The following is a 19,478-nucleotide window of genomic DNA, read 5'->3' as shown; positions in this document are numbered from 1 at the left end:
AGCGTTCAGCCGGATCGCTTATGATGGCGCCCCGGTCAAATCCATGATGAATGTCGGGGCGCGAACCGGCCAAAATGCTTGTTTCTGACGCCGCCTAACTGCGGCAGATGAATTGGCCTAGCACGGATAACAGACATGGGCAAGCCAATCACAACCGGCCCAAAACCCATATTTCTGCGGGTTTGGATGATTGCCATGACAAAGCATTTTCAAATCCTCTGCCGAAATGTTGGTGTTATCCGTGCCTACAGACAAAAAGGTTGGCCCGATAACAAAGCCAACCTTTTGAAAATGTGATTTTCCCGTGAATTTCAGGCGGAGTTCAGATCAGTCGCGTGGCGGCAAATTGCGCGGGTTTTGGGGATCTGAGGTGCCGGTATCTGATCGATTTGCCGGATCATCCGCGCCATTGCCACTGACATCTTCGAAATCGCCATCAATGATCGGACCGCGACCACGGGGATGTTGGCCACCCATGCCAGCGGAACCGCCTGCCCCGGTCTGGCCACCCGGACGGCTTGAAAAGCCGCCACTGAAACTTGTGCGGATATTGCCCGACTGGACCAGCTTCATGATCACTTTTGCCCCGACCAGCTGACGCAGCGGTGGCACCAGAAGTAAAAAGCCCACGGTGTCGGTGACAAAGCCCGGCGTGAGCAACAGCACACCGGCAACAAGGATGCAGATCCCGTCAAACATTGCCCCAATGGGCATTTCACCCTGATCCATCTGGCTTTGGGCCTTGGCAAGGGTTTGTAATCCCTGTGCCCGCATCAGCGTCGTTCCAAGAATTGCCGTCAAAATGACAACGCCGATGGTGGGCCAAAGGCCAATCAGTTCGCCGGCCTGGATAAAGACCGCGATTTCAATGATCGGCATTGCGACGAATATCGCGAGGAAATAAAAACCCATTTTTACTCCGTTCCTTGGTCAGTCTGACCGCAGATTTCATCAATGATTGCGCTGCATTTTAACGTCATTCCTGACAATGTGCTTAAACATTTGCAGAAAACAACTTGGATTTCAGTGATTTCCCATTAATCTGCAACAGGTATTGGTCGGGAAACTAGTATCCCAAGACGACAAAAATGCGGCAGAATGCCTTCTTCGTCGCCATATGATGGTGAAGACGATCACATGAAGGAATGTGATCATTGGTTGCCCTTGCATTTGGTTGGGTTCATACCATCTCTCGACCACGGTTGTGATGCAAATCCTGCCTGTTTGAAACCATTAGGATCAAGAGATCGGTCTTGCAGTATTTCGATATCTTTCTATTCGCACTGATTGCTGTTTTTCTTGTGCTGCGTTTGCGCGGCGTACTTGGCCGTCGCACCGGCAACGAAAAACAGGGGCCATCCGACATCTTTGGCCGTCAGACCCATGACCAGGACGCCAATGGCGCCCAGAACGAGCCGGCATCAAAGACGGACAATGTCTATCGCCTGCCGGACTCTGCTAACGGTCAGGATGCGGCAAATGTTCCGTCGGGCACCTTTGCGACCCTGCAGAAGATTCAGAAATCCGATCCGAACTTTACCCAGCAGGATTTCCTGAATGGCGCCCGCATGGCGTTCGAGATGATCGTCGAATATTTCGCCAAGGGCGACAAGGACGGGCTCAATCCCCTGCTTTCGGCCGAAGTTTACAAAAACTTTGCTGCCGCCATTGATGCGCGCGCCGAAAAAGGCGAGCACGAGGAAACCACCCTGGTCGGGATCAAAAGTGCAACCATCCATGATGCCAGCCTCGAAGGTCGCACCGCCTATGTCACGGTGAAATTCGTATCCGAAGAAGTATCGGTAATCCGCAATGCGGATGGCGAAGTGGTTTCCGGCGATCCCAACAAGGTGATCGAGGCCGAAGACCTTTGGACCTTTGCGCGCAATATCGAAAGCCGCGACCCGAACTGGCAACTGGTCGCGACCGAGACCCCGGAAGAAGAAGAAGCACAGTAAGCCACCTTCGTCAGGCAATGATATCAACCGGTTCGGGCTTATTTCCGTGCCGGTTTCACATCAGGGAAGTTTCCGTCTATCGGAAGCTTCCCTTTGTTTTTGGGCTGTATTCTTTGGGCGTACATTCCGATTGCAATGTCAAGGTTGCTTGACATTCTGGTGCCAAGCTTCTTATGTAAAACATGTTTTACATTTGGGGTTTAGAAATGCGCAATCTTGTCTTGCTATGTGCCGGTTTGGCGGCCTATGTCGCGCTTTTGGTCTTTTCCCAAATCGTGTTGTCCAACGGGATTGAACGGACAATGATCGCGGCGATAATTTCGCTATTACCAATGCTGCCGGCGATTTTTATCTGTGCCGTGATTGTTCGGACCATTCGCCAGATGGATGAAATGCAGCGTAAATTGCAATTCGAAGCACTTGCGATGGCCTTTGCCGGAACGGCGTTGATCACATTTGGTTACGGCTTTCTGGAAGGGTCGGGATTGCCGAAAGTTTCGATGTTTGTTGTCTGGCCGATCATGGCGGCACTTTGGTTTATCGGGGTGATGATCGGACGGATACGGTTCAGATGAAAAACCGTATCCAGGAACTGCGTCGGGACAGGGACTGGTCACAGGCCGATCTTGCGGCCTTGCTGAAGGTATCGCGCCAGACGGTTAATGCGCTTGAACGCGGTCGATATGATCCCAGCCTTCCCTTGGCATTCAGCATTGCGCGTCTGTTTTCAGTATCAATCGAAGAGATTTTCCAACCTGACGGCGACTAGGACCCGCGACAAGGATCTGCGAGGCCAATTTGGCAATTGCCGCGATTGAATTATCGGCTTGTTAAGCATGTGGCGGGCAAAATCGCGATCTGGATTCTACGGGGCCCAAGTGGCCTTTTGCCTTGTCAAATAACGGGTTTTATCTTGAAACGACGTCTGGTTTTATCGCGTAGCCTTTCGATTATTTCCATTTTGGTTGGTGCCGGTGCTGCCTTGATCTGGATGTATTGGCCACAAATCACCGGTCAGATCGAAACACCGCCAGAAGCCGAAGACAAACTGACATTGCGACCGACGTCATTTTCCGAGCTTGATGGCTGGCAACAGGATGATATGCGCCCGGTGATTCGGGCCTTTGCCCGGTCATGTGCCGCGATGCTTCGACGCGATGATGACAAGCCCGTCGGTCTGGACCCGCGAATGGGCACGATTGGTCAATGGCGGGCTGTCTGCGAAAAGGCGGTATCAATCAATATCGATGCCCTGCGCAAGGAAGATGCGCGTGCCTTTTTCGAAAGCGGCTTCAAACCGTATCTCAGCGGCAACAGGGACAATCCCGAAGGCCTGTTTACCGGCTATTACGAGCCCGAACTGCGTGGCAGCCTGACCCGTGAAGGACCGTTCCAGACACCGATTTATCTGAAACCCGACGACATGATTTCGGTCGATCTTGGTGATTTCAGCGACGAATTCAAAGGCAAGAAGCTGGTTGGGCGTCTGACCGGAAGCAATCTTAAACCCTATTATGATCGTGCCGAGATTGAAAAAGGGGCGCTTGCGGGCCGTGATCTTGAAATGGTCTGGGTTGATGATGCGGTTGACGCGTTTTTCCTGCAAATCCAGGGGTCCGGGCGGGTTGTCCTGCCCGATGGTAGTGTGTTGCGGATCGGTTATGCCGCGACAAACGGCCATCCCTATTTTGCCATCGGGCGTGAACTGATTGATCGCGGGGTCCTGACGCGCGAAACCGTGTCGCTTCAGACCATTCGCAAATGGCTGCATGACAATCCCGATCAGGCCGATGAGGTGATGAACACCAACGCATCCTTTGTGTTTTTCCGCCCGCTTAAAACCGATCCGGATGATCCGACGGCTGGTCCGCTAGGATCCCAGGGGGTTGCACTTGAAACCGGTCGCTCGCTTGCGGTTGATCGTCGTTTCCATGCGATGGGGGTTCCGGTCTGGCTTGAAACAACGGACCCGATGAATGCCGATCGCCAGTTTCACCGGTTGATGATCGCCCAGGATACAGGTGGTGCCATTCGCGGTCCGGTTCGCGGCGACATCTTTTTTGGCCCCGGGGATGACGCGGCCCTGTTTGCAGGACATATGAATAGAAAGGGCCAGAAATACATTCTGTTGCCCGATGTGATAGACCCTGCAAATTGGGTGAAAGAAACCACGCCATGATACGCCATGTCGTATTGCTGCAGATTTCAGGATCTGTGGATCGGACGGAATGCCGCAATGTTCTTGATGCGATTGCAAAAATTGCGTCGAACACGCCTGGCATGTTGTCCTTTGCCGGCGGGGCGAACATGCCCGGAAGTGGCCTTAATCAGGGTTTTACCCACTGCTTTACGATTGATTTCGTCGATACAAAAGCCCGCGATGATTATCTTGATCGACTTGATCAGGATGAAACCTGCTGGCGGCTAACCGATATTACCGTTGGCGGATTGGGGGGAATTTTATCGATGAATCTTGATCTTGGAGATCAGAAACCCTGATCATCACGGACCTTTGTCAAAGGGGTCCGTACCCTGTCGGAATTGTGCCAATTTGATCTTGGCCGTCAAAAAGGAATAGCGCCTTCATGCTGCGTCATATTGTACTTTTGCAGGTTGCCGATCATGTCAATCCCGACCAGGTCGAAACACTGATTGATCAATTGGCAAAGGCGGCCATGTCTGTACCCGGTATGATCGCGTTCTGCGGTGGCAAAAAGAAGGCCGGAAGCGGACTGAGCCAAGGCTTCACCCATGGTTTCAACATCGATTTTGTCGATGAACAGGCCCGCGATGCCTATCTTGCGGAACTTGACGGCGACCGTGTGGGCAGCAGATTGTCGGAAATCACGGTTGGCGGACTGGGCGGTATTCTGGTGATGAATATCGATATCGACGATATCCGCACCCCGGATAAAAACCCCGACAAGAAGCCCCAGCTGCGCTGGGTTTAATATATAGGACTATCAAATAGTCCTTATTTTTATATTTTCCCGGCATCAGGGCGGGAAAATACGGACATAAGCTTCCCGCCAAACACATTAATCATCAGCCCGGTCATCACAAGGATTGCCGAGATGATTTTGATTGGTCCGAAATCCTCACCCAGAACAAGCGCAGATGTCGCCATTCCGACAATCGGAACAAGCAGCGTAAAGGGGGCGACCAGCCCGACCGGAAGGGTCGCGAGCAACCGACCCCAGATGGCAAAGCCCAGCAACGTCACCGGATAGGCCAGATACAGGATTGACCCGATACCGATCCAGCTGATCTGGTCGCCAAGGCTTGCCAGATTTGCCCGGTCTTCGGTCAGGAAGGACAGAATGGCAAGCGGGATTGGCGGAACAAGGCTGGCCCAGACCACAAAGGACAGCATCTGTACCGACCCTGCGCACTTCATGATGATATTGGCGACCCCCCAGGCCGCGGCGGCGGCAATCACAAGCGCCAGCCCGATGACGGTGATGGAGCCATCCGAAACAAACAGAAGCAACCCGACGCCGCAAAACGCCACCAGCATGGCGATGATACGATGCGGTCCGATCTTTTCGCCAAGCAAAAACACGCCTAAAATCAGTGTGAAGAAGGCCTGCAATTGCAGGACAAGCGATGAAATCCCCGCCGATAATCCAAGATCCATGCCCAGAAACAGCAGGGAAAACTTGATACAGCCAAGCACCACGCCAAAGCCGACCACATATTTCCAGGGACATTTGGGCCGCGGCAGGAAGAACACAGCCGGCAGGGCCGCAAAGGCAAACCGCAATGATGACAGCAGGATCGGTGGCATTTCACCCAAGCCCAGCTTGATCACGGTAAAATTCGCACCCCAGATGGTGACGACCAGCAAAATTGCGAAAAACTGACCAACAGACATGCGGCTTGTGACCTTGCGATAATTTCGTGGGGAAAAATCACGCTATGCCTGTCACAGCGGTTCGACAATCAAAACAATGTCATGGCGACAATTTTGCGCAAGAACATGAAAACATGCCGGAAATGACAACCACCGGACAGCTGGGCCATCCGGTGTTGTCAAAATCGTTTCGGGCTTGCCCAAATGGGCGGGACCGAAAAGTCAGGCAGGGTTACTTTGGATTACTGTGCCGCAACAACGCCTTCGTCACTGGCGCCGGCACCCGATTTGCCACAGCCCGAGACGCGCGATTTGCGCTGGCGCTGGCTTTCGGATTTGAGCTGACCACAGGCGGCCAGAATATCGCGGCCGCGCGGCCAACGGATCGGGGCTTCGTAGCCGCAATCAAGCAGGATCTGGGCAAATTTTTTGATGTCATTGGTCGGCGTGCATTCGTAATCCGAGCCCGGCCATTTATTGAACGGGATCAGGTTGAATTTGCAGTGAACACCTTTGACAAGCTTGGCCAATGCGCGCGCATGTTCGGGTTTGTCATTCACGCCCTTGAGCATCACATATTCCATGGTGATCGGACGGGAATTGGACATGCCCGGATAATGACGGCAGGCATCCATCAGTTCCTTGAGCGGGTATTTCTTGTTGATCGGCATGATTTCATTGCGCAGATCATCATCAGGCGCATGCAACGAAATCGCCAGACCCACACCGAGATCCTCGCCACAGCGGACGATTTCCGGCACGACACCGGATGTCGACAGTGTGACACGGCGGCGCGAGATCGAAATGCCTTCGCCATCCATGGCAATGCGCAGCGCATCGCGCACGTTTTCATAGTTAAACAGCGGTTCACCCATACCCATCATGACGATGTTTGACAGGCGACGGATGCCATTGGCCGGGGTCGGCCATTCGCCATAGCTGTCACGTGCAACCATGAACTGACTGACAATTTCACCCGGTGTCAGGTTGCGCACCAGAAGCTGGGTACCGGTATGGCAGAATTTGCAGGTCAGCGTGCAGCCAACCTGCGATGAAATGCAGACAGCACCACGGTCTTCGTTGCGATCCGGGATATAGACCGTCTCGGCTTCGTTGCCGTCATGGAACTTCATCAGCCATTTGTGGGTGTCGTCCGAGCTTTTCTGATCGGCGGTCAGAACCGGACGGCCGATATAGAAATCCTGGGACAGGCGATCACGCAGTTTTTTGGAAATGTTGGTCATATCCTCAATGTCGGTGACACCGCGGTTATAGATCCAGTTCCAAAGCTGTTTGACGCGGAACTTGCTTTCACCCATGCCAGCCATAAGCTCGGTCAGTTCTTCGCGGGTGATCCCGACCAGGTCGCGCCGACCGTCGGCAGCCTGCCCATTGGCGGCGCGCGTGACGAAATCGGACAGCGACGGCCCGTCCTGACGGACGGATGCGTTGGTCTGGGGTGCGTTTTCGGTCAGGACGTCGGTCATCCCGGGCTCTCTCTTTTTGGGTTCTGGTGGTATTGCCGATCGGTTCTGGCGCAATATGCGTTTCTGGTGACAGCGGGACTATACCAGAAAATGCGCCGGAATGCGTCGGGCACATAAAACTGTTGGCCCCGCATATAGCGGGGCCGGACAAAATTAGAAACGATAAATTTCACATTGCTGCTATCGCACCTATGCAATCAGGGTTGCAGATGGCGCAAACGCAGCATCACCTATCGGTTCGAAACAGCCGCGATCAGTTGACCGGCGTCGTGTTGCAAGCCTTTGAAATCGCGTTATAGGCGGCGGTAAAGCCCGACAGTGAATAGGTGTCGGTGGTTTTGGTGCCACGCGAAGAATAGCCAACAACAACCATGGTCGATCCGGACTTCATTGCACTGACCAGCTTGCGGTCGGTTTCGGCATCGACGGCCCACGCGGAATCCGCATGGGTAAACAGGCTGAACTTCTTGGAATCGATTCGAAGATCGACCGTGCTTTTGTCCTTATAGGTGTAACCGGTAATGAAGCTGACTTCATTGACCAGTTTCAGGCTCGGCCGATGGGTGACCATCACGTAAATTTTGCCGCGCTGGGTGTAATCGCCTTTGGCCGAAGTCGGCTGGCTGCCCATATAGCAGACTTTCTGGCCTTCTTCGGAATAGGTGTAAGCTTCCCATTTGCCATAGACGTCAATCAGCTTGGGCGCATTTTGCGCCTGTGCACTGGTGGCAGGAATGCTGATCGCAATCACATAGACAAATGCTGACAGAGCAGCGGCGATCGAAGTTCTGACGAGACGATGGGCGTGTTTTTTCATGAGGTCGCGTATCGTGTCTGAAGTTTCGGGACAGGCCCGTTGAGGGCCGGGAAAAGGTAATAAAGCCATCGGATATGGCAAATTTATGAGGTCGCTTATCGGAGCCTGCCAATAAAAGGTAAAGATTAAACCAAGGAAATCTGTCCGATCCGGCAAAAATTGCGTTTTTACCGTGCCTTCCGCGACTTTTCGGGCGGTTAAGCCCCCTTGTTCGGGGAAATTGGCGGGGCTTTGCCGCCGACAGGTCGCTGGTGGAATGTGATCGGGTTAACAGCGTCACGTGCCTGCCAGGGGATGGCGGGTTAATCGGGGGGCTGTGGTCCAGAGGCGAGGTTGCTGCGGTCGCTGCGATCGGTGCAGTTCTGGGGGCCGATGTCGGGAGCCAGGCATTAGCATCATGCTTCGGGTTCCGGGCTCCGGGCACTTGGGCCTTAGCCTTGGGCAAGCTTTTGTTTGACGACCTGATCAAGACAGTCCTGAACCGTGATTGCCGTATTGCCACGGCGCATCCGCGCAAGCATGTGGCGCAATTCACGCGCACCACCTTCGGCCTTGGGGACAAAGAACGCATCGAACGAACATTGTTCGGACCGGTATTGCCAGACGCGAATTTCGCCTTCGCCGCGGATCATTTCCGGGGCGCCAATCCGGGATTCGAAGGCTTCTTCCGACAGGCCCTTAAGGGTGTCTGTTGGAATTGGCTTGAACGGAATGGCGGCAACCTTGGGCGACTTTGCGCTTTCGGGTTTTTTGCGGGTGACCGGGCGGGTGGTCTTGATCGCACCGCTGTTGCTCAGTTCACCGTAATTGGCATTTGTGCTGCCCGGGGGAACGGCATTCCCGCCACAGGCACTCAGCCCCATGGCAATCATGGCCATAATGAACAACACCCCGAACAGACGGGTCGTGTCCGTTCGGGGTGTTTGTATGGTCAAACCGGGTGCGCGCACGGTAATCAGGAATCGTCTGATTTGCGCGGGATGGTGATTGCCGCGGTATTGCCGCCGCGCGCCAGTCCGTCGTCGCTGCCTTCGACATAATCAAGTTCACCCTTGATGCGCGCACCGTTTTCCACATGCAGCGCGCCATAGGTGATCTTGCCGCTGATTTCGGCCGAATGGATGACGGTCACGCGACGGGCATTCAGATCGCCCTCGAACTTGCCGCTGATTTCGGCTTCATCAACCTGTGCCGATCCGATGAAGGAACCGCCTTCGGAAACTTCAAGACGGGTGCATTCCTTGATCTGGGCTTCAACAACGCCCTCGACGACCAGAATATCGCAGGAACCGATTTCACCTTTCAGGGTGATATCACGGCCAACCGTCAGCTTTTTGCCCTCGGCATTGTTGCCGGCACTTGCAGGACGGCCCGAATTGCCACGGGTCGGAATTTCAAGCGGGCGTTTCGGGATTTCCGGGCGGAAGCTGGTGGAATGCGGTTTACTGGACATTTGCGGTTCATCCTTTGTGCGCGGCCGGGTGAAGAGCTGCGGCTCACTTCGTTTTTCTGTTTTTTCGGCAATGCCGGTGGCGTGATCAGCTGCAATCGCGGTGGCCTTGGTCGTGGTCCCGGAAAGTGTGCCTGATCCATCTTTGACAGATGTATCTGACGAAGCCGCACTGCTGTCGACTGTTTTATTGGCTTTTTTCTTTCCAAACATTGGATGACCAGATCCTTGTATTGCAGTTTCGGTTCAGGGGTCCGTTGTCCGTATGTCTTTAAACCGGTTTATGCGGTTTGCGGCACAAAGGTGCCAAGACGCACGGAGTAATGGACCATAAAGGCTGTGGCGATGATCGGCGCAACCAGATTGACCACCGGAATGGTCATCAGGAAGGTCAGGCCGATCCCGGCAACCCAAAGCTTTTTCTGGCGGCTTTTGCGAATGGATTCGACGGTACGCGCATCATAGCGGCGTGCAGCAACCAGTTCAAAATATTCACGCGAAAGAAGATACCCGTTCATCGTGTAGAAGGCGATGACATAAAGCGGCCCCGCCAGAAGCAGCGGCAAAATCAGAATGTTAAGCGCAAGCGCGGTCAGCGCGAATTTAAGACCGCTGATCAGGGCCTCGTGGATCGGTTGCGGGCGGGTATCGGGCAAGGTCGGGTAATGCTTGTCTTCGACCGCATCGGCAATCTGATCAAGCAGCAGGCTTGAAATCAGAACCGTGGCTGCGGGAAACAGCAAAATGACCAGAAGCGTCAGACCAATGCCAAGCACCCAGTCAACCGCACTTTCAAGCCAGCCGCCATCGGTGAAAAAGGTGATGGAATTCAGACCGAACCAGATCAATACCCAAAGCGCGACAATGGTGGCCAATGCACCGGCAACCCCGATCAGAACGACCTTGCGAAAACGCGGGTCGGAAAACTGTGCAATGGATTTCAAAAAGTCGTTGATCATCGAACGTGTCGATCCTGTCCTGTCAGTGGGTGATCCTGATCCATAAGGGAATCATGCCTGAGAGTCGTACGCAATTAAAATTAACAGCCCGTGAAATCATCAAACATGCAGGGCAGCTTTCATAAATCCGCCACGGGCGATACCGTGGATGATGCCATTGATGATGCCATGAGTGATGCCAAAGGTGACGTAGGTCTTAGCCGAGCGTTTGGGCAAAAAAAAGGCGTCCGGCCAGGGGGGAGAACCGGACGCCAGCGCTCCGATGATCTGGAGCGTGAGGAAAGGTAGGGGAGACCTTTTCCTCACACCGGGTTCCCATCATTTTAGGGAACCTTGTGACAGACTCTCATATAGGAAGCAGACGGGGTCTCCGCCATAGCATCCGGTCCGAAATTTCGGCCATTTCACGAAGGTTTGAGGGATTCCGAACAATGGGAATTTTCATTACGAAACCCCAATGTCGACAAGGGCTTGAATCACAAAATAATTAGTCGCAGGCGACCATCGCCATGCACTTTCACATCCGGTACGACGAATGAAAAAATTTTGTGATCAGTTGCCCTTTTGCGGCCAGATGCGGTCGAACTTGAACAGCTCGGGATCAAGGGTGACTCCTTCTTCGGTGTTGAAAAGGGTCACTGTGGTTTCAATTCCGGTCGGATCTGTGACGATCCACTGGCGCAACTGCATCGGCTTTTCACCAAAGACCAGCGTGACACTGCCCGCGCCCGGATCGGATTTGCGCACCATTTCAACGCGGATGGTTTCCGCCGTACGGCGATAATCGACGATTTTGACCTTGTCGGTCAGTGAAATGTCCTTGGCCAGGATGATGCCGGCCGGGGTTTCGTCAATATCGAAATAGGTCGGGGCGTTGATTTCCTTGTCATAATAGATGAAATCATGCCCGGTCGAGACCAGAAGGATCTGGGCCGGCGGGTTATATTCGAACCGCATCTTGCCCGGACGTTCCATGAAAAGTTCGCCCTCGGCTGCACCGCCATCCGATGAAATCTGCACAAAGTCGGCCTTGAGCGTGGTGATATTGGCAAGATAGTTTTCAATCTTGCTGATCATTTCCGGGCTGATCTGCGACGATGATGACTGGGCGTGGGCTGCTTGGGGCAGAAACGCCATGCTGCTTACCGCACCAAGACCGATGGCAGTGGCCAGAATGCCCGCGGCAATCGCCGAACGGGATTTCTTGCCAACTTGTTTCAAGGATGCCTTCGTATTTTTGCGGGTAAACGTCATGTGCTTGCCTGGTCGTCAAAACAAATAATTGATCGCGATTGCGGAAGTTGAATGGCGGATGATAAAAATCCTGCCAAATGTAATCGCAACATCTTACATATCGCATCATTTGGCCGGGAAGGCCAGCCGGGTCAAGCAATGCCCGCAAATGATCACAATTGGCCGTTTTGGGCCACAATTGTCGACTTGCAGGTCAGGGCAGACCGCCCCGGTGAACAGGAGAACGCGTTTAATGAGCCGTATCGTCGCCATCCAGATGGATCCGATTGAATCAATCGATATCAAGGGGGATTCCACCTTTGTCATGGGCCTCGAAGCCCAGGCGCGCGGATATGAACTTCTGCATTATCATCCGGACGACATGTTCTATGACCGCGGTCATATCAAGGCGGAAGTCCGCCCGATGACTCTGCGCTATGAACAGGGCAATCATTATGATCTGGGTGCACCCAAAATCATTGATCTGGCAAAGGAAACCGATGTGATCCTGATGCGTCAGGACCCGCCCTTTGACATGAATTACATCACGGCCACCCACCTTCTGGAAGCCGTCCATCCGGAAACATTTGTTGTCAATCATCCGGGCCATGTCCGCAATGCGCCCGAAAAGATCTTTGTCACCGAATTCCCCGATCTGATGCCCCCGACCCTGATCACCCGGTCGGCAGCCCGCATTCGCGATTTCCGCGAAGAATACAAGGACATCATCGTCAAGCCGCTGTTTGGCAATGGCGGGGCCGGTGTTTTCCATCTCAAGCCCGGGGATGAAAACATCAATTCCCTGCTTGAACTGTTTGCGGCCCAGTCGCGTGAACCATTGATGGTGCAGGCCTATTTGCCTGACGTGCGCAAAGGGGACAAACGCATCATTCTGGTCGATGGCAAACCGGTGGGCGCGATCAACCGCGTTCCGGCCGAAGGCGAAGCACGGTCGAACATGCATGTTGGCGGTGTTGCCGAAAAATCGATGCTGACCGAACGTGAACTGGAAATCTGTGAACGCATCGGGCCGGAGCTTAAAAAGCGCGATCTGATCTTTGTCGGAATCGATGTGATCGGCGATTATATGACCGAAATCAACGTCACCTCGCCCACCGGCCTTCAGGAAGTGAACCGTTTTGACGGATCGAAACTTGAAAGCCTGATCTGGGATGCGATTGAAACCCGGCTTTCCTGATCGGATCATCGTGTGATGATAAAATGACAAAAGGGCAAGTGATCAGGGTCGCTTGCCCTTTTTTGTGCCGATTGATTTGCTGAACTGCCGGTGCGGGGAACCAAAACCCGCACCAGACGTATCAAGGACATATCATTTCCACAGCAGGAACATCGCCCGTATGACCGATCGCAAGGCCAAGATAATCAAAGGCAACGACCTGTTCGGGCCGTTTTTGTTTGCCCGCGGCGGGGATGACCGGGTTTCAAAGTTGGCTGCGCTTGTGGTTGCGCCCGAGGGGATGGAAATTCCCGAATTGCGCCCGATGGGGACCGCGGCAGTATCACCGGTCGAACTTGCGACCCTGTTTGGTCGGACATATTGGCGGTTTGATTTTGACCTGCCGGCGAAACCCGATGCCTATTATCATTTCGATGGTGAAACATTCACGGTTTTTAGTGATTTCAGTTCGGACATACGGATCGGTTTTGTGTCCTGCAATGGTCAGGAAGAAGGCGATCTTGACCGGCCGCTTGAAGACCGCAACGCATTATGGACCGATCTTGGCCGTGAACATCAAAACCGGCCCTTTGCACTGTTGTTGCATGGCGGGGATCAGATTTACGCCGATGGTGTCTGGGAATGCCATCCCGACATCGTGCGATGGACCAAGGCGCGCCGCCGCACCAAACAGTCGAGCGCATTTTCCGAGGACATGCGCGATGCGGTTCTGAAATTCTATCTTGATCATTATCTGGCGATTTACGGACAGCCACAGATCAGCCACATGCTGGCGCGTGTGCCGTCACTTATGATGTGGGATGACCACGACATTTTTGATGGCTGGGGCAGTCACAAGAAATGGTTCCAGGGATCGGAAGTGGCGCGCGGCATGTTTGCCTGCGCGCGTGCGGCCTTCTGTTTGATGCAGCTTGCGGCAAGTCCCGATGGCAGTGACAAGACCCTGCCCGACATGGTTCTTGATCGTGCGGGTAAAAGTCTTGCCTGGAAGGTCGAATATCCCGGTATCAGTCTTGTCGCGCCGGATCTGCGATCCGAGCGCACCCCGAATGATATTATGGGTGACCATGGCTGGCGTGATCTTCCCGTGGCACTTGAAACGGTATCAAAGGGCAATCGCATTCTTTTGATGTCGAGCGTGCCGGTTATCGGTCCGCGCCTGTCACTGGTGGAGATGTTTTTGCATATGCTGCCGCGGGCGCAAAAATACGAAGATGACCTGCGCGACCAATGGCAAAGCCGCTGGCACCGCCGCGAATGGTGCCGGTTCCTTGAATTGCTTGAACGGATTGCCAACGACCATGATCACGATATCACGATCCTGTCTGGCGAAATTCATGTCGCCACGCGCGGCACCTTTGAAACACAGGGAAAAACCATCCATCAGCTGGTGGCATCGGGGATCTCGCATACCGCACCGCCGGTGGCCTTTGCCCGTTGTCTTGGGTTGCTGGCCTGGATTGGAGACAACCCGCTTCCGGATCGCCCGACCAAGCTAAAACCGCTGCCCGGGCGTATTGGGACCTATTGTGCGGCGCGAAATTACCTTACACTGGACCGCAAAGGACAAAACTGGGATGCGAACTGGCATCTTGAAGGGATCGGCTGGACAGCGGATTTGACGATATAGGGCGTTGCAGAGTGAAAAACGCCTGAAACCGGCAAGGGGCTTTGGACCATGATGCAACTTTACTATTCGCCAACATCACCTTTTTCACGCAAGGTGCGGGTCGTTTTGCGCGAACTCGGTCTGGAAAAGCAGGTCAGTGAAATCCTGATTGATCCCTGGACCGATGCAGCCTTGCGCGAACATAACCCGCTGGCAAAGGTCCCGACCCTGATCCTTGAAGACGGGATGGCGGTTTTTGAATCAGCTGTGATTTGTGACTATCTCGACCAGTTGGCCCGATCGACCGGACAATCGGACGGGGTTATTCCCCAGGACGGGATTGATCGCCTTAATGCCCTGAAATGGCAAGGTTTGGCCGATGGTATGATGACGGCAACCGGCCGACTGTTTGCCGATTCAAAGCGGGCAGAAACTGATCGTTCGGATTTCGTAATGAACCGGCAGGCAACCGCGGTCCAAAGTGCGATTGATGCCATCCTTGAAGGATTGCCGCAATTGCGGACCGAGGAACCCAATCTTGGGACCTGGTCGGTTCTGGTCGGGCTTTATTATATCGATTTCCGCTGGCCGGACCGGCGATTTGATATTCCGGTGCGGGTGCGCGACTGGATGGCGATCATGTCCGAACGTGAATCCCTGACCGAAACCGTCTTCCACCTGCCCCACGACAATGATCAAAAGTCGATTGCCTGATATCCGGGCATGGGGTAATGCCATCGCAAACTGCACGTGCTTGCCCGAAATTGCGCTATAGTGCGGTATTGTTGCATTTCTAGAAAAAAGAGTCCCGATGCCAGAACCGAAAATCACCAAAGCCATGCGCGAACGCGCCTGGGCCCGTGCCGCCAAGATTGATGGTGAAGATGCAAGTGTGGTGCGCAAACACGAAGCCAGCGGCATCACCATGAAAAAGGAAAGCTTTGGTAAGTTTCGCAATTTCGGCTGGACCGTGGTTGATGAAGAAGCCGTTCCGTGCCGCAAGGAATTCCTTCCGCCGCGCGAGGCAACCGGTACAAACGAAGATTGATTGACTGACTGACTGAACGCGGCCCGCAAGGTCGGACTTGGGCAGATGTGATCGGTTGTGATCTGCCTTGATTTGACAATTGATCGGCCAGACGGCGCAATGGGTGCGATACCTTTGCGCCTTTTTCTTTTTCGAGCTGGCAAAACAGAATGTCACATGATGCGATGCATCCGGCCAAAGGACCCGAGATCGATTTTGTCGATCTGCGCGATATCGATCCGGCCATGGTCATTGCGCATATGTCTGATTGGCGTCTGCGTGTGCATATGCCGTTACTGTCCGGCCCTTGGGACCGAGCGGCCTATGACCGGTTTATCATGGTCAAAACCCGATATTGGGCACGTGACGGGCTCGGCCATTGGGCAATTTTGTGTGATGGTGTCTATGTTGGTTGGGGCGGATTCCAGAAGGAAGGAAATGACTGGGATTACGGGCTGGTATTGAAGGCCGACTGTTTTGGCCTGGGTATGGCAATCACCCGAAAGGCACTGGAATTTGCGCGCGCGGATCCGCGCATTCCCCATGTTACCTTCCTGTTGCCGCCGACCCGGACCAGACTTGGCGCGTTAAAACGCATCGGGGCAGTGTTTGACGGCCCGGTTATGCATGACGGCGGCCAGTTTTTGCGATATCGGCTGGAAACCGGTGGAAATGATGCGCCTATTTTTCCGGATCCTGCGACAGGCTGATCAGATCGGCCAGAAGTTGTCGGGCATTGGAGTCGGCGACCAGACTTTCGAGCTGATTTTGTGTTTCCTTCCAGATCGGGAAGGCACGCGCCAGAAGCGCCATGCCATCCTTGGTCAGGCTGAGCAAACGGCCGCGCTTGTCCTTGGGATCCGGGGTGATTTCCACAAGCCCGCGCCGTTCCAGCGGTTTGAGATTGGCGGTAAGTGTGGTGCGATCCATCGCCAGAAGATCGGCGACATCCTTCATATGCGGTGGCGAAGGACGGTTGAGCGACATCAGCAATGAGTATTGCCCGCTGGTCAGATCAAGCGGACGAAATGCATCATCAAACCGCCGGGCAATTGTTCTGGCCGCCCGCCTGACATGCAGGCAAAGACACGAGTCCCGAACCATAAGGGTATTGGCAAACGGAACCGTCTGATCGTTATGGTTGAATTCTTTTTTTGACATGACTTAATTATGTTGATATCAACGTATTTGTCAAACGGGAAAAGCGTAAAACGCTGATCTGTTTCCCGGTTTTCGGCAACCAGTCGCGACCATTGAATATCAATGGTTTGTGTTGCAACCGATCGACCGAGCGAGCATCCGACCGTGTTTATGACCCTGCCCCGACGATAGGCCGGGGCACTGTGCATCATCAAAGGATCCGTCTGATGACCAATCCGCAATCTAACGACCAAAAGGCCATTCTGGATCTTCTTGACCGCTGGATCACATTTGCCAGCAACAAAGATGTTGATGCCGTGATGGCACTTTATAGCGACGATATCTGTTCCTTTGACGCGATCGGGCCGCTGCAAGTGCGTGGTCATGCGCAATATCGCGCCCATTGGCATCGCTGCATGCCCGAAAAGGGCACGGTCTTTTTCCAGCCGCTTGACCCTTCCATCCGGGTGTCGGGTGATCTTGCGGTGGTGCATTTCCTGATCCGGTGCGGGTTGCGCTACGATGATGGCAGTGAACAGGCCAGCTGGATGCGGGCGACAAAGCAACTTGAAGAACAGGGCGGGCACTGGCGCATCGTGCATGAACATTTCTCGGTACCGTTTGACTATGAAAATTGTGCTGCCCAGTTCGATCTGGCGCCATAAGCCAGGATATCTGCGTCATCCACCCCTTTGATTTGAGGATCACCGCGATGAAATTGATCACGTATCTGAACTTTGACGGCAATTGCCGTCCGGCATTCGAATTTTATCAGACTATTCTGGGCGGCGAACTGATCATGATGGCCTATGGCGATACGCCGATGGCCGGTGACATGCCCGAACATAACGACAAGATCGCCCATGCCTGCCTGATCGGTGATGGCTGGCAGGTGATGGGATCTGATTGTCCGCCCGACTATTTCAACAAAATGCAGGGCATGACAGCATCCCTTCACTTTGATACCGCCGCACAGGCAAAAGCCATCTTTGACCGCTTATCCGTTGATGGTGTGGTTACCATGCCGTTTGACAAAACCTTCTGGTCACCCGGCTATGGCATGTTTGTCGACAAGTTCGGAACACCGTGGATGATCAATACCGAAATGTCGTCGGACGACATGGCAAGCTGTGCGTGATGGCGGTCCTAATTCCCTGTTGATAAACGATTTGTTGCCCTGATCCCCATTTCCCGTCAAAGTATTGCAACTTGGGGTTATGGGGATCAGCCAACATGACAGCACGGGTCACGACAGTCGCCTTTGCCGGGATTGAAACCATCCCAGTTGACGTTCAGGTGCAAATGGCAAGTGGCCTTCCGGCTTTTACCGTGGTTGGCCTGCCTGACAAGGCGGTGTCCGAGGCCCGCGAACGGGTGCGTTCGGCACTTTCTGCCATGGGGCTTGCCCTGCCACCCAAACGGATCACGATTAATCTCGCGCCGGCCGATTTGCTTAAGGAAGGATCGCATTTCGATCTGCCGATCGCACTTGGTCTTTTGGCCGAAATGGATGTGATCGGGCATGAAGATATCGCGCAGTTTCTGGTACTTGGCGAACTTGGTCTTGATGGCGGGATCACCGCGGTTGGCGGGGTTCTGCCCGCAGCAATGGAGGCCGGGACACGTGATTGCGGGATCATTTGCCCGCATGACAACGGGGCCGAGGCCCTTTGGGCCGGTGATCTGGAAATTCTGGCGCCCAAAACACTGATTAGCCTGATCAACCATTTCAAGGGCACCCAGATCCTTGCCCGCCCGACCCGGCGTGATGACGGGGAAATCAATGAATTTCACGGTGACCTGCGCGATATCAAGGGGCAGGAAAGTGCCAAGCGCGCGCTTGAGATCGCCGCAGCCGGCGGCCATAACCTTTTGATGTCGGGGCCACCCGGATCGGGAAAGTCGATGCTGGCGGCCCGGTTGCCGGGTATCCTGCCCGATCTTGATGCCAGACAGGCGCTTGAAACCACGGTCATCCATTCGGTATCGGGGATGTTGCCGGCCGGCGGGCTTATCCGCAGCCGTCCCTACAGAACTCCGCACCATTCAGCATCGATGCCGGCCCTTGTGGGTGGCGGGCATCGTGTACGGCCGGGTGAAATTTCACTGGCCCATAACGGTGTGCTGTTTCTCGATGAATTGCCGGAATTTCAACGCAATGTGCTTGATGCGCTGCGTCAGCCGCTTGAAACCGGGCAGGTTTCGGTCGCACGGGCCAATGCACATGTGACCTATCCGGCACGGGTGCAGCTGGTGGCGGCGATGAACCCATGCCGTTGTGGCTATCTGGGGGATAATGATCTGGCCTGTAGCCGCGCACCAAGATGTGGCGAGGATTATCAGGCAAGACTGTCAGGACCGCTTCTTGACCGGTTTGATATTCAGATCGAAGTCCCGGCGGTCAAGCCCGAAGAACTTGATCTGCCAGCCAGCGGGGAAACAAGTGCGGTGATCCGTGACCGGGTGCTCAGGGCGCGCGAAGTACAAATGTTGCGATATAAAAACGAACCGATATCAACCAATGCACTGGCCGATGGCGACGTTTTGCAACAGGCGGCATCGCTTGATGAGGACGGGCGTGGTCTGCTTCAGGATGCCGCCCGTCAGATGAAGCTTTCGGCCCGCGGATATCACCGTATCCTGCGCGTTGCGCGCACGATTGCCGATCTTGCCGACAGCAAAGCCGTCAAACGCCCCCATATTGCCGAGGCCCTGAACTATCGGCAGATGGTTTATCGCCGTTAGTT

23 protein-coding genes are annotated in these 19,478 nt (G+C 54.2%); 14 read left to right on the top strand and 9 right to left on the bottom strand.

What is annotated here, in order from left to right; translation table 11 throughout:
* Window positions 1-327: 327 nt before the first annotated feature.
* Complete coding sequence (locus tag M9H61_RS14150) at window positions 328-912, bottom strand: FxsA family protein (protein WP_250281137.1); 585 nt, start codon at window positions 910-912, stop codon at window positions 328-330.
* Window positions 913-1,253: 341 nt separating this feature from the next.
* Here M9H61_RS14150 and M9H61_RS14145 point away from each other — a divergent pair, with 341 nt between their 5' ends.
* From M9H61_RS14145 to M9H61_RS14120, 6 genes are all read left to right on the top strand, one after another.
* Window positions 1,254-1,958: a Tim44/TimA family putative adaptor protein gene (locus M9H61_RS14145; RefSeq protein WP_101246692.1), complete on the top strand. Its 705-nt coding sequence runs from the start codon at window positions 1,254-1,256 to the stop codon at window positions 1,956-1,958.
* Window positions 1,959-2,164: 206 nt separating this feature from the next.
* Window positions 2,165-2,533 carry a hypothetical protein gene (locus M9H61_RS14140; protein WP_250281136.1) on the top strand — a complete coding sequence of 123 codons (369 nt, stop codon included), beginning with the start codon at window positions 2,165-2,167 and terminating at the stop codon, window positions 2,531-2,533.
* The gene (locus tag M9H61_RS14135; RefSeq protein ID WP_250281134.1) at window positions 2,530-2,727 is read left to right on the top strand and encodes a helix-turn-helix transcriptional regulator; all 198 of its coding nucleotides are present in this window, start codon (window positions 2,530-2,532) and stop codon (window positions 2,725-2,727) included. Before M9H61_RS14140 ends, M9H61_RS14135 begins: the two co-directional genes overlap by 4 nt.
* A 144-nt stretch (window positions 2,728-2,871) precedes the next feature.
* A complete protein-coding gene (locus M9H61_RS14130) occupies window positions 2,872-4,137 on the top strand; it encodes a murein transglycosylase A (protein WP_250281132.1) in 1,266 nt (421 codons plus the stop codon).
* Entirely contained in the window at window positions 4,134-4,457 is a 324-nt protein-coding gene (locus M9H61_RS14125; protein WP_250281124.1) for a Dabb family protein, read from the top strand. Before M9H61_RS14130 ends, M9H61_RS14125 begins: the two co-directional genes overlap by 4 nt.
* Window positions 4,458-4,543: 86 nt before the next feature.
* Window positions 4,544-4,909 (top strand): Dabb family protein, encoded by a 366-nt coding sequence (locus tag M9H61_RS14120; RefSeq protein ID WP_250281122.1) that lies wholly within the window; start codon window positions 4,544-4,546, stop codon window positions 4,907-4,909.
* Between the two features lie 29 nt (window positions 4,910-4,938).
* Here the strand turns inward: M9H61_RS14120 and M9H61_RS14115 are convergent, their stop codons facing one another.
* From M9H61_RS14115 to M9H61_RS14085, 7 genes are all read right to left on the bottom strand, one after another.
* On the bottom strand, window positions 4,939-5,832 hold the full coding sequence (locus tag M9H61_RS14115; protein WP_250281120.1) for an EamA family transporter: 894 nt from the start codon (window positions 5,830-5,832) through the stop codon (window positions 4,939-4,941).
* Between the two features lie 221 nt (window positions 5,833-6,053).
* The gene (gene rlmN, locus M9H61_RS14110) at window positions 6,054-7,298 is read right to left on the bottom strand and encodes a 23S rRNA (adenine(2503)-C(2))-methyltransferase RlmN (RefSeq protein ID WP_114112130.1); all 1,245 of its coding nucleotides are present in this window, start codon (window positions 7,296-7,298) and stop codon (window positions 6,054-6,056) included.
* Window positions 7,299-7,551: 253 nt separating this feature from the next.
* Window positions 7,552-8,115 carry an invasion associated locus B family protein gene (locus tag M9H61_RS14105; RefSeq protein ID WP_101246700.1) on the bottom strand — a complete coding sequence of 188 codons (564 nt, stop codon included), beginning with the start codon at window positions 8,113-8,115 and terminating at the stop codon, window positions 7,552-7,554.
* Window positions 8,116-8,546: 431 nt separating this feature from the next.
* Entirely contained in the window at window positions 8,547-8,993 is a 447-nt protein-coding gene (locus M9H61_RS14100) for a hypothetical protein (RefSeq protein WP_114112131.1), read from the bottom strand.
* A 77-nt stretch (window positions 8,994-9,070) separates the two neighbouring features.
* Window positions 9,071-9,568: a polymer-forming cytoskeletal protein gene (locus M9H61_RS14095; protein ID WP_233433062.1), complete on the bottom strand. Its 498-nt coding sequence runs from the start codon at window positions 9,566-9,568 to the stop codon at window positions 9,071-9,073.
* Window positions 9,569-9,846: 278 nt separating this feature from the next.
* Window positions 9,847-10,524, bottom strand: a complete 678-nt coding sequence (locus M9H61_RS14090; protein ID WP_114112132.1) for an EI24 domain-containing protein — start codon at window positions 10,522-10,524, stop codon at window positions 9,847-9,849.
* A gap of 552 nt (window positions 10,525-11,076) precedes the next feature.
* Entirely contained in the window at window positions 11,077-11,745 is a 669-nt protein-coding gene (locus tag M9H61_RS14085) for an outer membrane lipoprotein carrier protein LolA (protein ID WP_242512676.1), read from the bottom strand.
* A gap of 265 nt (window positions 11,746-12,010) precedes the next feature.
* On the opposite strand from M9H61_RS14085, the gene gshB reads away from it, so the two are divergent.
* The 5 genes from gshB to M9H61_RS14060 all read left to right on the top strand — a co-directional run bounded on the left by gshB (window position 12,011) and on the right by M9H61_RS14060 (window position 16,301).
* Window positions 12,011-12,955: a glutathione synthase gene (gene gshB / locus M9H61_RS14080; RefSeq protein ID WP_101246705.1), complete on the top strand. Its 945-nt coding sequence runs from the start codon at window positions 12,011-12,013 to the stop codon at window positions 12,953-12,955.
* A 160-nt stretch (window positions 12,956-13,115) separates the two neighbouring features.
* Complete coding sequence (locus tag M9H61_RS14075; RefSeq protein WP_250281118.1) at window positions 13,116-14,585, top strand: alkaline phosphatase D family protein; 1,470 nt, start codon at window positions 13,116-13,118, stop codon at window positions 14,583-14,585.
* Between the two features lie 48 nt (window positions 14,586-14,633).
* On the top strand, window positions 14,634-15,278 hold the full coding sequence (locus tag M9H61_RS14070; RefSeq protein ID WP_250281117.1) for a glutathione S-transferase: 645 nt from the start codon (window positions 14,634-14,636) through the stop codon (window positions 15,276-15,278).
* A gap of 97 nt (window positions 15,279-15,375) precedes the next feature.
* Complete coding sequence (locus M9H61_RS14065) at window positions 15,376-15,612, top strand: hypothetical protein (protein WP_250281115.1); 237 nt, start codon at window positions 15,376-15,378, stop codon at window positions 15,610-15,612.
* A 149-nt stretch (window positions 15,613-15,761) separates the two neighbouring features.
* Window positions 15,762-16,301 carry a GNAT family N-acetyltransferase gene (locus M9H61_RS14060; RefSeq protein WP_250281113.1) on the top strand — a complete coding sequence of 180 codons (540 nt, stop codon included), beginning with the start codon at window positions 15,762-15,764 and terminating at the stop codon, window positions 16,299-16,301.
* On the opposite strand, the gene M9H61_RS14055 is transcribed toward M9H61_RS14060, so the two are convergent.
* Entirely contained in the window at window positions 16,273-16,752 is a 480-nt protein-coding gene (locus M9H61_RS14055; protein WP_250281109.1) for a MarR family winged helix-turn-helix transcriptional regulator, read from the bottom strand. The genes M9H61_RS14060 and M9H61_RS14055 overlap by 29 nt on opposite strands.
* A 206-nt stretch (window positions 16,753-16,958) precedes the next feature.
* Between M9H61_RS14055 and M9H61_RS14050 the strand changes: the two genes are divergently transcribed.
* The 3 genes from M9H61_RS14050 (at window position 16,959) to M9H61_RS14040 (ending at window position 19,476) form a co-directional block, all read left to right on the top strand.
* Window positions 16,959-17,396, top strand: coding sequence for a nuclear transport factor 2 family protein (locus M9H61_RS14050; RefSeq protein WP_250281107.1), 438 nt, complete (start codon window positions 16,959-16,961; stop codon window positions 17,394-17,396).
* A gap of 47 nt (window positions 17,397-17,443) precedes the next feature.
* Window positions 17,444-17,869, top strand: coding sequence for a VOC family protein (locus M9H61_RS14045; protein ID WP_101246711.1), 426 nt, complete (start codon window positions 17,444-17,446; stop codon window positions 17,867-17,869).
* A gap of 95 nt (window positions 17,870-17,964) precedes the next feature.
* A complete protein-coding gene (locus M9H61_RS14040) occupies window positions 17,965-19,476 on the top strand; it encodes a YifB family Mg chelatase-like AAA ATPase (protein WP_250281106.1) in 1,512 nt (503 codons plus the stop codon).
* Window positions 19,477-19,478 lie beyond the last annotated feature (2 nt).

Source organism: Thalassospira sp. GO-4, assembly GCF_023588965.1.
Taxonomy (GTDB): Bacteria; Pseudomonadota; Alphaproteobacteria; order Rhodospirillales; family Thalassospiraceae; genus Thalassospira; species Thalassospira povalilytica.
This window is presented reverse-complemented; position numbering and strand designations above follow the sequence as displayed.

Bases quoted from the DNA above. Each gene is read 5' to 3' on its own strand.
- M9H61_RS14075 (WP_250281118.1), top strand. From the start codon at position 13,116: ATGACCGATCGCAAGGCCAAGATAATCAAAGGCAACGACCTGTTCGGG.
- M9H61_RS14065 (WP_250281115.1), top strand. From the start codon at position 15,376: ATGCCAGAACCGAAAATCACCAAAGCCATGCGCGAACGCGCCTGGGCC.
- M9H61_RS14090 (WP_114112132.1), bottom strand. From the start codon at position 10,524: ATGATCAACGACTTTTTGAAATCCATTGCACAGTTTTCCGACCCGCGT.
- M9H61_RS14135 (WP_250281134.1), top strand. From the start codon at position 2,530: ATGAAAAACCGTATCCAGGAACTGCGTCGGGACAGGGACTGGTCACAG.
- M9H61_RS14140 (WP_250281136.1), top strand. From the start codon at position 2,165: ATGCGCAATCTTGTCTTGCTATGTGCCGGTTTGGCGGCCTATGTCGCG.
- M9H61_RS14070 (WP_250281117.1), top strand. From the start codon at position 14,634: ATGATGCAACTTTACTATTCGCCAACATCACCTTTTTCACGCAAGGTG.
- M9H61_RS14105 (WP_101246700.1), bottom strand. From the start codon at position 8,115: ATGAAAAAACACGCCCATCGTCTCGTCAGAACTTCGATCGCCGCTGCT.
- M9H61_RS14040 (WP_250281106.1), top strand. From the start codon at position 17,965: ATGACAGCACGGGTCACGACAGTCGCCTTTGCCGGGATTGAAACCATC.
- M9H61_RS14115 (WP_250281120.1), bottom strand. From the start codon at position 5,832: ATGTCTGTTGGTCAGTTTTTCGCAATTTTGCTGGTCGTCACCATCTGG.
- M9H61_RS14095 (WP_233433062.1), bottom strand. From the start codon at position 9,568: ATGTCCAGTAAACCGCATTCCACCAGCTTCCGCCCGGAAATCCCGAAA.
- M9H61_RS14060 (WP_250281113.1), top strand. From the start codon at position 15,762: ATGTCACATGATGCGATGCATCCGGCCAAAGGACCCGAGATCGATTTT.
- rlmN (WP_114112130.1), bottom strand. From the start codon at position 7,298: ATGACCGACGTCCTGACCGAAAACGCACCCCAGACCAACGCATCCGTC.
- M9H61_RS14120 (WP_250281122.1), top strand. From the start codon at position 4,544: ATGCTGCGTCATATTGTACTTTTGCAGGTTGCCGATCATGTCAATCCC.
- M9H61_RS14150 (WP_250281137.1), bottom strand. From the start codon at position 912: ATGGGTTTTTATTTCCTCGCGATATTCGTCGCAATGCCGATCATTGAA.
- M9H61_RS14125 (WP_250281124.1), top strand. From the start codon at position 4,134: ATGATACGCCATGTCGTATTGCTGCAGATTTCAGGATCTGTGGATCGG.
- gshB (WP_101246705.1), top strand. From the start codon at position 12,011: ATGAGCCGTATCGTCGCCATCCAGATGGATCCGATTGAATCAATCGAT.
- M9H61_RS14050 (WP_250281107.1), top strand. From the start codon at position 16,959: ATGACCAATCCGCAATCTAACGACCAAAAGGCCATTCTGGATCTTCTT.
- M9H61_RS14100 (WP_114112131.1), bottom strand. From the start codon at position 8,993: ATGGCCATGATTGCCATGGGGCTGAGTGCCTGTGGCGGGAATGCCGTT.
- M9H61_RS14055 (WP_250281109.1), bottom strand. From the start codon at position 16,752: ATGTCAAAAAAAGAATTCAACCATAACGATCAGACGGTTCCGTTTGCC.
- M9H61_RS14045 (WP_101246711.1), top strand. From the start codon at position 17,444: ATGAAATTGATCACGTATCTGAACTTTGACGGCAATTGCCGTCCGGCA.